Annotated in this window: 14 protein-coding genes; 7 read left to right on the forward strand and 7 right to left on the reverse strand. The window is 51.1% G+C overall.

The window, feature by feature from the left end; translation table 11 throughout:
* Positions 1-114: 114 nt before the first annotated feature.
* A complete protein-coding gene (locus GBAG_RS08895; protein ID WP_034495162.1) occupies positions 115-1,137 on the forward strand; it encodes a hypothetical protein in 1,023 nt (340 codons plus the stop codon).
* A 47-nt stretch (positions 1,138-1,184) separates the two neighbouring features.
* On the opposite strand, the gene GBAG_RS08900 is transcribed toward GBAG_RS08895, so the two are convergent.
* Complete coding sequence (locus tag GBAG_RS08900) at positions 1,185-1,595, reverse strand: GFA family protein (protein WP_034495164.1); 411 nt, start codon at positions 1,593-1,595, stop codon at positions 1,185-1,187.
* Positions 1,596-1,731: 136 nt separating this feature from the next.
* On the opposite strand from GBAG_RS08900, the gene GBAG_RS08905 reads away from it, so the two are divergent.
* Positions 1,732-2,025 carry a hypothetical protein gene (locus tag GBAG_RS08905; RefSeq protein ID WP_034495166.1) on the forward strand — a complete coding sequence of 98 codons (294 nt, stop codon included), beginning with the start codon at positions 1,732-1,734 and terminating at the stop codon, positions 2,023-2,025.
* Positions 2,026-2,059: 34 nt separating this feature from the next.
* Here GBAG_RS08905 and GBAG_RS08910 read toward each other — a convergent pair whose 3' ends face one another.
* Together GBAG_RS08910 and ftrA are read right to left on the reverse strand one after the other, a co-directional pair.
* Complete coding sequence (locus tag GBAG_RS08910; RefSeq protein WP_034495167.1) at positions 2,060-2,428, reverse strand: RcnB family protein; 369 nt, start codon at positions 2,426-2,428, stop codon at positions 2,060-2,062.
* Positions 2,429-2,482: 54 nt separating this feature from the next.
* Positions 2,483-3,511: a transcriptional regulator FtrA gene (gene ftrA, locus GBAG_RS08915; protein ID WP_072011161.1), complete on the reverse strand. Its 1,029-nt coding sequence runs from the start codon at positions 3,509-3,511 to the stop codon at positions 2,483-2,485.
* 65 nt (positions 3,512-3,576) lie between these two features.
* On the opposite strand from ftrA, the gene GBAG_RS08920 reads away from it, so the two are divergent.
* Positions 3,577-3,966 (forward strand): rhodanese-like domain-containing protein, encoded by a 390-nt coding sequence (locus GBAG_RS08920; RefSeq protein ID WP_034495169.1) that lies wholly within the window; start codon positions 3,577-3,579, stop codon positions 3,964-3,966.
* Between the two features lie 77 nt (positions 3,967-4,043).
* Entirely contained in the window at positions 4,044-4,547 is a 504-nt protein-coding gene (locus GBAG_RS08925; protein ID WP_034495171.1) for a DUF1993 domain-containing protein, read from the forward strand.
* A gap of 15 nt (positions 4,548-4,562) precedes the next feature.
* Here the strand turns inward: GBAG_RS08925 and GBAG_RS08930 are convergent, their stop codons facing one another.
* Positions 4,563-5,480 (reverse strand): bestrophin family protein, encoded by a 918-nt coding sequence (locus GBAG_RS08930; protein ID WP_034495173.1) that lies wholly within the window; start codon positions 5,478-5,480, stop codon positions 4,563-4,565.
* 237 nt (positions 5,481-5,717) lie between these two features.
* On the opposite strand from GBAG_RS08930, the gene GBAG_RS08935 reads away from it, so the two are divergent.
* Positions 5,718-6,830 carry a cobalamin-independent methionine synthase II family protein gene (locus tag GBAG_RS08935; protein ID WP_034495175.1) on the forward strand — a complete coding sequence of 371 codons (1,113 nt, stop codon included), beginning with the start codon at positions 5,718-5,720 and terminating at the stop codon, positions 6,828-6,830.
* Between the two features lie 139 nt (positions 6,831-6,969).
* On the opposite strand, the gene GBAG_RS08940 is transcribed toward GBAG_RS08935, so the two are convergent.
* The gene (locus GBAG_RS08940) at positions 6,970-8,508 is read right to left on the reverse strand and encodes a methyl-accepting chemotaxis protein (protein WP_034495176.1); all 1,539 of its coding nucleotides are present in this window, start codon (positions 8,506-8,508) and stop codon (positions 6,970-6,972) included.
* Between the two features lie 159 nt (positions 8,509-8,667).
* Here GBAG_RS08940 and GBAG_RS08945 point away from each other — a divergent pair, with 159 nt between their 5' ends.
* On the forward strand, positions 8,668-10,026 hold the full coding sequence (locus GBAG_RS08945; protein ID WP_034495178.1) for an esterase-like activity of phytase family protein: 1,359 nt from the start codon (positions 8,668-8,670) through the stop codon (positions 10,024-10,026).
* A gap of 32 nt (positions 10,027-10,058) precedes the next feature.
* Here the strand turns inward: GBAG_RS08945 and GBAG_RS08950 are convergent, their stop codons facing one another.
* Positions 10,059-10,994, reverse strand: coding sequence for a LysR substrate-binding domain-containing protein (locus tag GBAG_RS08950; RefSeq protein WP_034495180.1), 936 nt, complete (start codon positions 10,992-10,994; stop codon positions 10,059-10,061).
* Positions 10,995-11,096: 102 nt separating this feature from the next.
* On the opposite strand from GBAG_RS08950, the gene GBAG_RS08955 reads away from it, so the two are divergent.
* Positions 11,097-11,522 (forward strand): ester cyclase, encoded by a 426-nt coding sequence (locus GBAG_RS08955; protein WP_034495182.1) that lies wholly within the window; start codon positions 11,097-11,099, stop codon positions 11,520-11,522.
* A gap of 59 nt (positions 11,523-11,581) precedes the next feature.
* Here GBAG_RS08955 and GBAG_RS08960 read toward each other — a convergent pair whose 3' ends face one another.
* Complete coding sequence (locus GBAG_RS08960; protein WP_034495184.1) at positions 11,582-12,553, reverse strand: LacI family DNA-binding transcriptional regulator; 972 nt, start codon at positions 12,551-12,553, stop codon at positions 11,582-11,584.
* Between the last annotated feature and the right edge of the window lie 59 nt (positions 12,554-12,612).

A 12,612-nucleotide genomic window follows, 5' to 3' on the forward strand; every position in this document is an offset into this window, starting at 1 on the left:
TCTCCTGAGGCTAAAATTGCATTGAGCGACGTGATGAATTAGGAAATTGTATATCTCCTGGATTACACCAAACTGTTGTAACGTAGTCGATCAAATCAGGTAAGGAAAACCGTAATGAAAGTGACACGCAAACAGGAAAAAGTCATCCGGCATACGCTTGAAGGCTGGCGCAAAGAAGGGGTGATAGACGAAACCGAGCAACAGCGCTTGGAACAAAATCTCTCGGTACAGCTTTTTGACTGGCAGCGCCTGAGCCGTTACGCCTTCTGGATTGCGCTGGCCTGCGCCATTATCGCTATTGGAAGCCTGGTCGCCGACGAATATTTGATGGCGTTGCTGTTCAATTTTGGCTACCTCACTCGCGCCATTATTCTGGCGCTCATTTCCGCCGCGTTATATTTCTGGGGTTTTCGCCGCCAAAACATCACACCTGAAAAACGCTACAGCAACGAAGCGATTCTGTTTATGGGCGTGCTGTTCACTGCTTTATGCCTGTCCCAGGTCGGCATGGCGCTGGACACCGGCAGCGGCAACGTCGCGCCACTGTTCTTACTTGGCTGCGCCATCTACGGCGCAATCGGCTACCTGGGGCGTTCCGGGCTAATCTGGCTATTTTGCCTGCTGGCACTGGGCAGCTTTTTCGGCACTTCCACGGGATACGCATCCGGTTGGGGCGCGTACTGGCTTGGCATGAATTACCCGATTCGCTTTGTGTTATTCGGTGGAGTACTGCTGGCAGCCTGTTATTTGCTGAAACCCATCTTGCAGCAGCGAAATTTGTTTAACACCAGCAAGGCGATGGGATTGCTGTACCTGTTTATCGCGCTGTGGATTTTGTCGATCTTCGGTAACTACGATTACGATATCTGGCAAAGCGTGCGCCAGATGGAGTTGATGCACTGGTCGTTGCTTTTTGCCCTGGCGGCAGGAGCATGTATTTGGATAAGCCTGAAAACCGACGACGGCATGTTGCGCGGCTTTGGTTTAACGTTTTTAGGTATCAACCTCTACACCCGCTATTTCGAAATGTTCTGGGACGATACCAACAAAGTGATTTTCTTCCTGCTGCTGGCGATTTCGCTGGCTCTTGTCGGACGCTACGCGGAGAAGATTTGGCGCGTGGGCGAAGGGCGTTAATGATTCTGAGGATACCAACTGGTATCCTCAATGCTTAGACGTTGGATTCACTTAATCGCCGTATACGTCAGATATCCCGCCACGCCGCCACCGCCATCTTTTGGATGGTGCGAGCCTTCCATTACCGTGACTTTGGGGAAGTCGAAAGGCGAAACGCCTTCAATGCAGGCGACGTTAACGCCGTATTGTTCCGGGGTGGAGCGGCGCTGGTGGAAGGTGTAAATCCCGCACACCGAACAGAAAAAATGCACCGCTTCGCCAGTGTTAAAACGGTACTCGGTTAGCTTGTCTTTGCCCTTAATGACTTCGATGCCGGATAGCTGCGCCGAAACGGCAACCGCGCCGCGCATACGGCAAAATGAGCAGTTGCAGCGGCGGGCGGTGTTGAACCCGTCCGTCAGTTCAACGGTAAAAGCGACAGCACCACAATGGCATTGAGCAGACAACTTTTTGTTCATAATGACCTCCGTCTGAGTTTTTCTTTCCTCAGCTTAGTGGGTATTAGTGGCTTGTCATCACCGCAAGGCTGTATTTTCGCGTCATCTTTTGCGAGGATAGCGCCAAATTTCGGCTATCAGCAAAAGGGTAATAAACATGGCCAAGCATCCTACGGGCAAACACCTGCGCGCACCCATCGTCATCAACGACAAAAATCTGTTGGTTTACGTGGTTCGCGGTTCAAAAATTGAAGATATGCCAGCCGATGAAGACGAAGATTATCCGGGCGATATGCAGATGCTAATGCCGCAGTTGTCGAAAGATTTTGATGCGGAATTAAACGAAGCGATCGAAGAGTGCGAGTCGGGTGATGTGATTGTCTTTATGTGCACCACGGATATGATTTTTGAGTACGGGTATTCAAAAATTAAAGCGATGCGTGTTGCGTAAAAAAATCCCCGGCGCTATGCCGGGGTTTGTTCTGTTAGTGGCCGTAAAAAATCTCGCCTTTCATGGCACGTAAAATTTTGCCTTCCGCGTCCGTGATCAACACGTAGTTCCCACCCATATATGTCCAGTGGCTTCCGGCTTCTGGTGCCGGGAGATGGCGAATCTGCCAGGCATCAATCTGGTAAGGCTTGGTGCGGTATAAATCCGGCACGATGTCGCCAATTTTAAATGGCTTGTAATCGGCGTGGAACTCCTGGATTTCAAAAGAAGAACTTTGCGGCGCAGGTGTCGCGACGGCACCCGGCGCGGTCACAGGTGCGTCTGCGGCGACAGCCGTAAACGTCATTGGCAAAGAACCGGCCATCAAAACCGCTGAAAAAACAAAAACATTCAATTTACGCATATCTTCTCCAGATACATTCATCTGCTGGCTATCAAAATAATGCCGTTATCTCTATCACGTTGTTTCGCGTGAAGTAATCATTTTTTCGTTACCTGAAGTAAATGTTTTACGGTAAGCGGCGGGCGTGGTGTCGAGCTTTGCCCTGAAATGATGACGAAGAGTGGCGGCGCTGCCAAAGCCAACGCGCTCGGCAATTTCATCTATCGAAAGCGTGCTGCTTTCCAGCAAATCGCGGCAGCGTGTCAGGCGCACATTGAGCAACCATCGCGCGGGCGTGGTGCCGGTTGCGGCGCTAAAGCGGCGTAAAAATGTGCGCGGACTCATACCGGTAAAAGCGGCAAGTGATTCCACGCAATGCTCATCGGCAAGGTGAGTGTGGAGATAATCAAACAGCGGGCTGAGGCGCTTGCTTTCATAAGGCGTAGGCACCGGCTGCTCGATAAACTGCGCCTGACCGCCGACGCGATGGGGCGGGACCACTAATCTACGTGCGACACTGTTTGCCGCCGCCTGGCCGTAATCCCGGCGCACAAGATGCAAACTCAAATCGATACCCGCCGCACTGCCCGCGGAGGTCAGAACTGAGCCGTTGTCGATGTAGAGCACATCCGGCATGACCTGAATTTCGGGGTAACGTTGTTGCAGTTTTTCGGTATAACGCCAGTGTGTGGAAGCCTGTAATCCGTTCAGCAAACCGGCAGCAGCCAACACAAATACACCGGAGCAAATCGACATAATTCGCGCCCCGCGAGCATGGGCTGCACGCAGCGCTTCACATAAGGGTTCGGGCACTGGCTCATCGGCACCGCGCCAGCCCGGCACAACTATCGTCCCCGCCAGTGCCAGCAAATCAAGCCCGCCATCGACCGTTAAACGTATGCCACCGGTTGCGCGGAACTCGCCAGCTTCGATTCCCGCCACTGCAAAACGATACCAGTCGTTGCCCATTTCCGGGCGCGGCAGGCCAAACACTTCAACAGCCACGCCAAATTCAAACGTGCACAGACCGTCATACGCCAGGGCGACAACAAGAGGATTATGTGGAGGAAGAGAGTTTGTCATGATCTTCACGTTATCTGTCATTTCTGCCACACGTCAAGCGGCATGCAGCAATCTATAGTGGTCTCTCACCCACACGAGGAGGTTGTATGAGTTACGTCACTGATTATCCTGCCGCTGCGCCTGAAATCGCCGCTGCTCATTTTCTCCAGCGTCTGTGTCTCGAGACAGACTGCGACGATGTGCATAGCGCGATGAAAGACGAAGATATGGATTTTGTTCTGCTGCACGTGGTCGGCTCCCCGGAGGCCTTCGCTCGTCGCCATATTCCTGGCGCTTTGCATTTGCGCCATCGTGATATGTCTGCTGAACGGATGGCCGAGTGGCCTGCCGATACCTTATTCGTGGTTTATTGCGCCGGGCCGCATTGCAACGGTGCCGATCGCGCAGCGCTTAAACTGGCACGCCTGGGTCGCCCGGTAAAAATTATGATTGGTGGAATAACGGGTTGGGCTGACGAAGGTTTTAGCTTTGCCTGAGTAGTGAATTTGCTATCCGCGAGGCGTGAAGTGAGTGTAATCTTGGCTCACTTTTGTCATCCCTGAAGGAAGTTACAATGTCGATTTACAGCGAAACTAACGCTCAGTTTATTCTCGGTTTAAACAATTTATCTGCGATTCTTGATAAAGCCGTCAACTGGGCAAAAGAGAATGGCAAAACTGAAGAGAGCCTGCTGACGGCAACACTTGCGGAAGATATGTATCCGCTGGTGCGCCAGGTGCAAATTTCTACCGATATGGCCAAACGTGCCGTTGCACGCCTGGCGGGTGTGGACGCTCCGGTAATGGAAGATAACGAAACCACCATCGCCCAACTTCAGGCACGCATTGCCGCAACGGTTGAATTCATGAAAGGCATTACCGATGCTCAACTGGACGGTGATGATGAGCGCCCAATCGTGGTGATGGCTCGCGAACATGAACTGCGTTTCACCGCTCGCAGCTATGTCTACAAATTCGCTACACCGAACTTTTATTTCCACTTCACCACCGCTTACGACATCCTGCGTCAGGCGGGTGTGCCATTGGGTAAGCGTGATTTCGTCGGCCCAATCTTCTAATGAAATCCGCGCCCGTTAGCTCAGCCGATAATGGCGGTTCGGGCGCAACTTCTCCGGTAATTCCTCGCTTTCATCCATATCGTGTAAATCACGCTCAATGCTGTTGCATATCGCATCCAGCGGCAAGTCGTTATCTTCGGTGCCAAACGGCTCTTCCAGCTCTTCGGCCAATGTGTCGAGCGAGATAAACGTATACGAGATAAACACCGACAAAAATGGCGTCATGTAATGCAGGTCTGTCACCAGCGCAAACGGCAGCATAATGCAAAACAGGTAAACGGTGCGGTGCAGAATCAGCGTGTAGGCGAACGGAACGGGAGTGCTCGCAATGCGCTCGCAACCACCGGCAACCGCCGAAAGATCGTTGAGATGATGATTAAGACTGCTCCACACCACATCGGAAATCAGCCCCTGTTTGCGTTTATCGCCGAGCCAGCTCCCCATCAGCAACAAGATGCGTTGGCACGGTGCCTGGCTTTTAACCACCCACTGCAATTCTTCTGCGCTCAGGTATTTTTTGAGTGTCTCTTCCACCGGGCGTTTACGCAACGTTAGGCGCAAAGCATGGCAAAACGCAGTCTGCAAATTCACCAGCGCGGTGATTTGACTTTGATTCTCACCCAGCACGCTTTTTGCCTCACGCAAGAACGAGCGCTGCGTAATGGTCAGATTTCCCCACAGCGTGCGCGCTTCGTTAAAACGTGCGTAGCAGGCGCTGTTTCTGAAGCCTAAAAAGATAGCAATTGCCACGCCGAGAATACTGAACGGGGCGGTGGTCAGTTTAATGCCGAGTGTTTCATACCAGGGCAGAAAGAAAATAATGCCAATCGAAAGGGCAAGGTTTAGTAGCAGGCGGGAGTAGATTTTTTGTAGAACCGAGCCATGCCAGACAAATAAGCGGATAAACCAGTGTTGATGCGGACGAACAATCATAATCAGGATGCTCAAAAACAGGACGTCATATTTAACGGCAAAGTGTGACGCAGATCAACTTTGAATTTACACCGTCTTAACAACATGAATAATTTTCAATAACCATGAAAGATCTTCGTTTGTTCTCATGGTCACTATCTGCCATTCTCATTCAAACAATAGCCGTCCAGATGGCTAAATATTCAAATAATGAATTATCACCTGACTAAATTAATTAGCCAGGGAAGGAGAAGACACATGCCGCAATCCACCGCTCATCGCGCCCCGTTCCGTGCCGACATCGTCGGTAGTTTCTTACGCCCGGCCACCATTAAAAACGCACGTCTTGCTTTTGCAGCGGGAGATATCAACGCTTCTGAGTTGCGAAAAGTGGAAGATGACGCCATTCGTGCCTCGGTTGAACAGCAATGTGCCTGCGGCCTGCATGTGGTGACTGACGGCGAGTTTCGTCGTGCGTGGTGGCATTTTGACTTTTTCGATGGCCTGCAAGGTGTTGAGCGTTATGAGTCCGAGCAGGGCATTCAGTTTAACGGCGTGCAGACCAAAGCGCACAGCGTGCGAGTGGTCGGCAAACTGGGCTTCGGTGAACACCCTATGCTGGAAGATTTCCGCTATCTGAAGAGCATCAGTGGCGATGCCGTGCCGAAAATGACGATCCCAAGCCCGAGCGTGTTGCATTTCCGCGGTGGACGTAATGCAATCGACAGCAACGTGTACCCTGATTTGAAAGAATATTTCGACGATCTGGCGACTACGTGGCGCGATGCGATTCAGGCATTTTACGCAGCAGGCTGCCGTTATCTGCAACTTGACGACACCGTTTGGGCATATTTGTGTTCGGACGCGCAGCGTCAGGAAATTCGCCAGCGTGGTGATGACCCGGACCAACTGGCGCAGATTTATGCCGAAGTGCTGAATAAAGCCCTGGCAGGCAAGCCTGATGATTTGGTTATTGGTCTGCATGTTTGTCGCGGTAATTTCCGCTCGACGTGGATTTCTGAAGGCGGTTACGAGCCGGTGGCTGAAGTGCTGTTTGGCACCGTGAACGTTGATGCGTTCTTCCTTGAATATGACAACGATCGTTCCGGTGATTTTGCGCCGTTGCGCTTTGTGCGTCCCGGCCATCAGCAAGTGGTTTTAGGTCTGGTGACGACGAAAAATGGCGAACTGGAAAACCCGGAGTTGATTCAGGCAAGAATAAACGAAGCGGCACAATATGTTGATATCAACCAGATTTGCCTTAGCCCGCAATGCGGTTTTGCTTCGACAGAAGAGGGTAACAGCCTGACGCCTGAGCAGCAGTGGGACAAAGTGCGCCTGGTGACGGAGCTTGCCGAAAAGGTTTGGTAGAGGGTTTTGTCGGGGGCGCTTCGCTTGCCCGACCTACGAACGAAGGTTTTATGGTTTTTGTCGGGGGCGCTAACGCTTGCCCGACCTACAAGGGCATGATTTTGTAGGTCGGTTAAGCGAAGCGTCACCCGACAACAAATTACGCCAGCTTAAACACCGCCACTGTCTCATTGAGCGCCTGCGACTGCTCTTTTAATGACATCGCCGCCGCTGAGGCTTGTTCAACCAGCGCGGCATTCTGCTGCGTCACCACATCCATTTGCACCACGGCCAGGTTGATTTGTTCAATGCCGCGGCTTTGCTCGCCGGTTGACACCGCAATTTCTTCCATCAATCCCGTCACTTGCTTAATGGCGTTGGAAATCCGCTGCATACTCTCGCCCGCACGATTCACCAGATTACTGCCGATATTTACCTGCTCACCAGACAGCTCAATCAGCTCTTTGATCTCCTTCGCGGCAACCGACGAACGTTGCGCCAGGTTGCGGACTTCGCTGGCGACCACGGCAAAACCACGCCCTTGTTCACCGGCTCGCGCCGCTTCAACCGCGGCATTCAGCGCCAGAATATTGGTCTGGAAAGCAATGTCTTCGATAATGCTAATAATATTGTCGATTTTGCTGGAGCTAGACTCAATATTACGCATTGAATCAATCACCTCGCTAACAATCTCGTTGCCGTCATTGGCGGCAATCAACATGCCATTTGCCAGCTTATTTGCCTGGTGAGAATTGTCGGAAGTAGATTTCACCGTCACGGTGAGCTGTTCCATGCTGGCCGCTGTTTCACCCAAAGACGACGCTTGCTCTTCCGTTCTGGCAGAAAGGTCGGTGTTCCCGGCCGCGATTTCTTCAGACGCGTAGGCCACGGTCTGGCTGGATTCGCGCACCTGGCCGATGATACTCGCCAGCGAAACGCGCATTTGTTCCAGCTCGCGCATCATGGCGCCAATTTCATCCTGAGCGTTGGCGACAATCGGCGTATGCAGGATGCCGCTGGCGATTTCAGTGCAATGTGCTTTCGCTTTATCCAGCTCGTTGAGAACTCGTTTTTTCAGCAGCAAAAACGCTGCTCCGAGAATAATGGCGAAGATCAGTGCGAAAATCGCAATACTCACCAGACTTTGGTTGAAGCCCGATTGCGCATCTTTGTTGAGCTGTTGCGCGTACTGCTCGCGAAACGACAGCAGCTTATCCAGCGCGACTTCAAACTGTTTGTCGAGAAGCGGCAGAGTGGAGGTCACGAGCGTGCGGGCGCGCTGCATATCATTCGCGCCAACCGCATCAAGTAACGGCTGCAAACCTTGCTCGCGATAATTCACAAAAGCGGTTTGATAAGCATCGGCCAGCACTTGTTCGCCAGGCTGTTTTGGCGCTTCCAGATAAGCCTGAAAGGCGGAATTTGCTTTGCCGAGCACCAGCTTTGCGCCATCCAACGCCAGCTGACTTTGGTCGCCTGAACCTTGCTCACGTTCTTCTAACGCTTCCATGGCGCGAACACGCATGGTGCGGCTGTGGTTAATCGGGTCGATCACGGACAACACCACGCGAATTTCCCGGTTGACGTTATCCAGAGACTGGTTGCTACGCGTTAAAGACCAGATATTGGATGCGGTACTGGCTAAGAAAATAAGCAGTAACGTACTGAAAACTAAAATCGAAAAACGCCGTACTGACATACAAAACCCTTATGTTTAGAAAATAACCTGACTCGTTTCAGCCAGTGCTGTGAGGGTTATCGGCATTCGGGGCGGGAAATTTAGCGGTCTTATTTTCGTCATATTTCTGTCATAAGGCTGCTTTATAAATCGATGACCAAAATAAAGGATGCGAACATCATGAAATTAAAACCTTTTGCGCTGTTATTGACCTCACTATTTCCTCTGGCAAGCCAGGCGGCGGAGCCGCAAGTTGATCGTTACGTTGTCACGTTCCCTCAGGGTGATCATGTTGAGTATCAAGGCGCGTACACAGCTAACTTCCCGAACGGATTGCCGGTGGGCGTGGGTTCCGGCCTGCAATTTATCCGTAAAGACGGCGATGCGCTGGTGTTTGCCACAGTCACGGATCGCGGCCCGAATGCCGATTCGCCTAAATCAGGTAAAAAAGAGTCGAAGATTTTTGCTAATCCAAAGTTTACCCCATTGCTGATGACCATTCGCGTGGCGGGGGGCAAAGCCGAAGCGACAGATGCACACGCATTACATGATGAAAACGGGCCAATTAGCGGTTTGCCGTTGCCTGAAGGTTTGATTGGCGCGACCAATGAAATCGCGCTGGGTGACACTTTGCAGCAATTATCGAGCGACAAGCGCGGGCTGGACACCGAAGGCATCACGCCGGACGGCAAAGGCGGTTACTGGCTGTGTGATGAATACGGTCCTTTCATCATTAACATTGATGCCAACGGTAAAATCCTCAAAAAGTATGGCCCGCAGGCGGAACAAGGCGAGCAGGGCGTGGCGGGTGGTTTGCCAAACATCATCAAATGGCGCCAGGCTAACCGTGGCTTTGAAGGCATTACGCGTATGCCAGACGGGCGCATTATTGCCGCCGTGCAAAGTACGCTGGATATCGACGGAAAAACGAAAAACACCGCGCAATTTACCCGCCTGGTGAGCTTCAATCCTGCAACGGGCAAAACCGAAATGTATGGCTATCCGATTGACGTGGATGTCTATAAAAAAGCCAAAGATGCCAAAATCGGCGATATTGTGGCGCTGGATGACAACCGCCTGCTGCTTATCGAACAGGGCGGCGACAAAAATAAAGTGATGCGCAACCTGGTGTATGTGGTTGATCTTAGCCAGGCCAGCGATCTGAGTTCGTTTGATAAAGAAAAAGCACCAGAGTTTGACGACGCCGCACAACTGAAAGCACGCGGTATTAAACTGGCGCAGAAAAAAGAGGTGGTTGATCTGCGTAAACTGGGCTGGCAGCAGGAGAAAGCCGAAGGCATGACGCTGATTGATAACCAAACCATCGCGGTGATCAATGACAACGATTTCGGCCTGCAACCGGTGCTGGAAAATCCTGAGGACGACGCTAAAAAAGCTGACCAATATGAAGTGGACGGCAAAGGGCATTTAACCCGCGACGGTAAAGAAGTTGCCACCAAAATCTCGTTAAAGCCGCTGGAAGAGCCCGAGTCGCAAAATGAGCTTTGGGTGATTAAGCTGCCAGAAGCGTTGAAGTAATACAAACAGGGCAACCTCGCGGCTGCCCTGTTTTACATTCCCGATGAACTTCCCATCACGTCACGAATGGATTCCACCAATGCAGCGGCGGCAGGCGAGAGTTCCGTTCCGGTCAAACGGGAAATACCGATTTGCTCCAGAACCAACGGTTCAAATGACGGTAAACGCACAAGATCGTTGCTGTAAGTGATATCCGTAATAATGGATTGTGGCAGAATCCCTAATAAATCGGTCTTTTTTAACAGCCATAATATATTGAAGAATGAAACCGTCTCGATAGTCGCATGCGGCGGATCAATATTGTCATGATAAAAAGTATTATCAAACTGCTTACGTAATGTCGTTTCAATGGGCGGTAATATCCACGCTTCCTGTTTTAATTTCTCGAGTGTTGCATGAGGATTTTGCTCCAGCGGATGACCTTTACGGACGACAACCATGGCATTCTCATTAAATAAGGCTTCCTGAGTGACCACCGCGTTGGAACTAATGTCTGATAATCTGCCAATTAAAAAATCGAGTTCTCCGGAAACCAGTCGTGGCAATAATTCTCCGCTGACTCCTTCTATAATCTTAATACGAATGTCGGGCCGGGAAACGCTCAGTTTTGCAATCGCCGCCGGAACCAGATAGCTCGAACCGGTTAATAAACTGCCGATGGCAACCCGCCCGGCATGACCCGTTCCCAGCGCACTGATAGCTTGCGAAACATGATCAAGTTGAGCCAGCACCATTTTGCTGCGGTCAACAAATGCGCGCCCCAATTCGGTGGGCGTGACTCCCCGGCGATTTCTCAGGAACAACTTTGCGCCTACCGCATCTTCAAGATCGTGCAGCAGCTTGCTGGCTGTAGGTTGTGACACATTTAACGAACGTGAAGCGTGCAGAACACTGCCGTATTCGAAGAGTGCGATAGCCAGGCGAAAATGCCTGACGGTTGCCCAGCGTTCGAGTCTGTCGAGTTTCATAAGATATCCATTTTTTGCATACCACACGCAATATATATGTTATTTACGAATATCACAAACCTCCCTATACTCGTTTTAAATAATTAAATCGGAGATTGAGTGATGAGCATAAATAATCTTGAAACAGTAAAGAAATACTTTAAATATTGTGTAGATGGAAAAGATGCGGAGCGCGTTAAAGAGTATTTTGATAAAGACGTTATTATTCATCGCCCTGATTGTGATGCGCCTGTTCACGGTGTTGAGAATTTCAAAAAAGCGCTGCTCGAACATGTTATTAACCGCTATGAATCGATAGAAACCACCTTCAGCAAAGAAGTCGTGACCGACGATGTGGTTGTGGTTCATCTGAAACATGTCGCGCGAGGCTCTAATACATGGCACGGATTTGATGTTCATGGAAAAGACGTCACCTGGACGGCGCTGACTTATTTTAGATTTAACGTCGAAGGTAAAGTGGAAGAAGAAATTGTCGAAAGGAATGAATTATTCATGGCCAAACAAGTCGGGATTATTGATTACCAGTAATATAAACACGGCGCTGCTTCCGGATATAAAAAGCAGCGCTTATTGACCACGATAAAAACCTACACCGATCCCCGTACCACCAACTTCCAGTCCAGAATTTCATTCACAGTTTCGACTTCCGGATTATCGATGCGTTCGAGCAACAACTGCACGCTGCGCACGCCAAGCTGATGCATCGGCTGTTGGATGGTGGTGAGCGGGGGATAAGTCACCGAGCCAAACGGGACGCCATCAAACCCCATTATCGCCACATCTTCCGGGACACGCAGGCCTTGCTCGTGGGCAAAATGCAGCGCGCCGCCCGCTAATGCATCGGAAATTGCAAACACGGCGTCCGGTGGTTCTGGCATGGTGAACAGTTCGGCCATTGCTTGCACGCCAGCCTGATATTCCAGGCTATCGGCATAAACCACCGCTTGCCAGTTCTTGCCACAGGCGGCGCGGTAACCTGCTTCGCGCTGTTGCGAATAAAGATAGCGTAAATCACCGTTGATCAGCGCAATCCGTTTATAGCCTGAGGTCGCCAGATGATCGACGGCAGCCGCCGCCGCTTTAAAGTTATCAATTGTCACCGAAGAAGCACGATAACCGGGATCGCCTTCACCGCATTGTACCCACGGCGAATCGCCAATCAACGTCGTCAACCCAGGCAAACAACTGATGGCATCCATGGTGATCACGCCATCAACCACTTTGCCACTGAGCAGGCGCAAATAGGCTGATTCACGCGTCAGGCGTGATTCAGAATTACACAGCAGAATGTGATAGCCATGCTTCTCCGCTTCCTCTTCAATGCCACGCACCACGCGGGCGCAGAAGGGGTTGGTGATGTTCGACACCAGCACCAATAACATGCGGCTGCGCGAGGTGCGCAACTGGCGTGCCAGCAGGTTAGGTTGGTATTCGCACGCCTTAATCGCCGCCAGCACTTTGTCGCGCGTGTCGGGTTTAACGGCGGGATTACCGTTTAAAACCCGGGAAACGGTCGCGGTAGAAACCCCGGCAATGCGCGCCACTTTATCTATCGACATGTTGATCCTTTGCACGAACGGTTGAAATGTGAACCACATTCCATATTTGAATTGATACT

Source organism: Buttiauxella agrestis ATCC 33320, from assembly GCF_000735355.1.
GTDB lineage: Bacteria > Pseudomonadota > Gammaproteobacteria > Enterobacterales > Enterobacteriaceae > Buttiauxella > Buttiauxella agrestis.

Bases quoted from the DNA above. Each gene is read 5' to 3' on its own strand.
- GBAG_RS08895 (WP_034495162.1), top strand. From the start codon at position 115: ATGAAAGTGACACGCAAACAGGAAAAAGTCATCCGGCATACGCTTGAA.
- GBAG_RS08900 (WP_034495164.1), bottom strand. From the start codon at position 1,595: ATGAACAAAAAGTTGTCTGCTCAATGCCATTGTGGTGCTGTCGCTTTT.
- GBAG_RS08905 (WP_034495166.1), top strand. From the start codon at position 1,732: ATGGCCAAGCATCCTACGGGCAAACACCTGCGCGCACCCATCGTCATC.
- GBAG_RS08910 (WP_034495167.1), bottom strand. From the start codon at position 2,428: ATGCGTAAATTGAATGTTTTTGTTTTTTCAGCGGTTTTGATGGCCGGT.
- ftrA (WP_072011161.1), bottom strand. From the start codon at position 3,511: ATGACAGATAACGTGAAGATCATGACAAACTCTCTTCCTCCACATAAT.
- GBAG_RS08920 (WP_034495169.1), top strand. From the start codon at position 3,577: ATGAGTTACGTCACTGATTATCCTGCCGCTGCGCCTGAAATCGCCGCT.
- GBAG_RS08925 (WP_034495171.1), top strand. From the start codon at position 4,044: ATGTCGATTTACAGCGAAACTAACGCTCAGTTTATTCTCGGTTTAAAC.
- GBAG_RS08930 (WP_034495173.1), bottom strand. From the start codon at position 5,480: ATGATTGTTCGTCCGCATCAACACTGGTTTATCCGCTTATTTGTCTGG.
- GBAG_RS08935 (WP_034495175.1), top strand. From the start codon at position 5,718: ATGCCGCAATCCACCGCTCATCGCGCCCCGTTCCGTGCCGACATCGTC.
- GBAG_RS08940 (WP_034495176.1), bottom strand. From the start codon at position 8,508: ATGTCAGTACGGCGTTTTTCGATTTTAGTTTTCAGTACGTTACTGCTT.
- GBAG_RS08945 (WP_034495178.1), top strand. From the start codon at position 8,668: ATGAAATTAAAACCTTTTGCGCTGTTATTGACCTCACTATTTCCTCTG.
- GBAG_RS08950 (WP_034495180.1), bottom strand. From the start codon at position 10,994: ATGAAACTCGACAGACTCGAACGCTGGGCAACCGTCAGGCATTTTCGC.
- GBAG_RS08955 (WP_034495182.1), top strand. From the start codon at position 11,097: ATGAGCATAAATAATCTTGAAACAGTAAAGAAATACTTTAAATATTGT.
- GBAG_RS08960 (WP_034495184.1), bottom strand. From the start codon at position 12,553: ATGTCGATAGATAAAGTGGCGCGCATTGCCGGGGTTTCTACCGCGACC.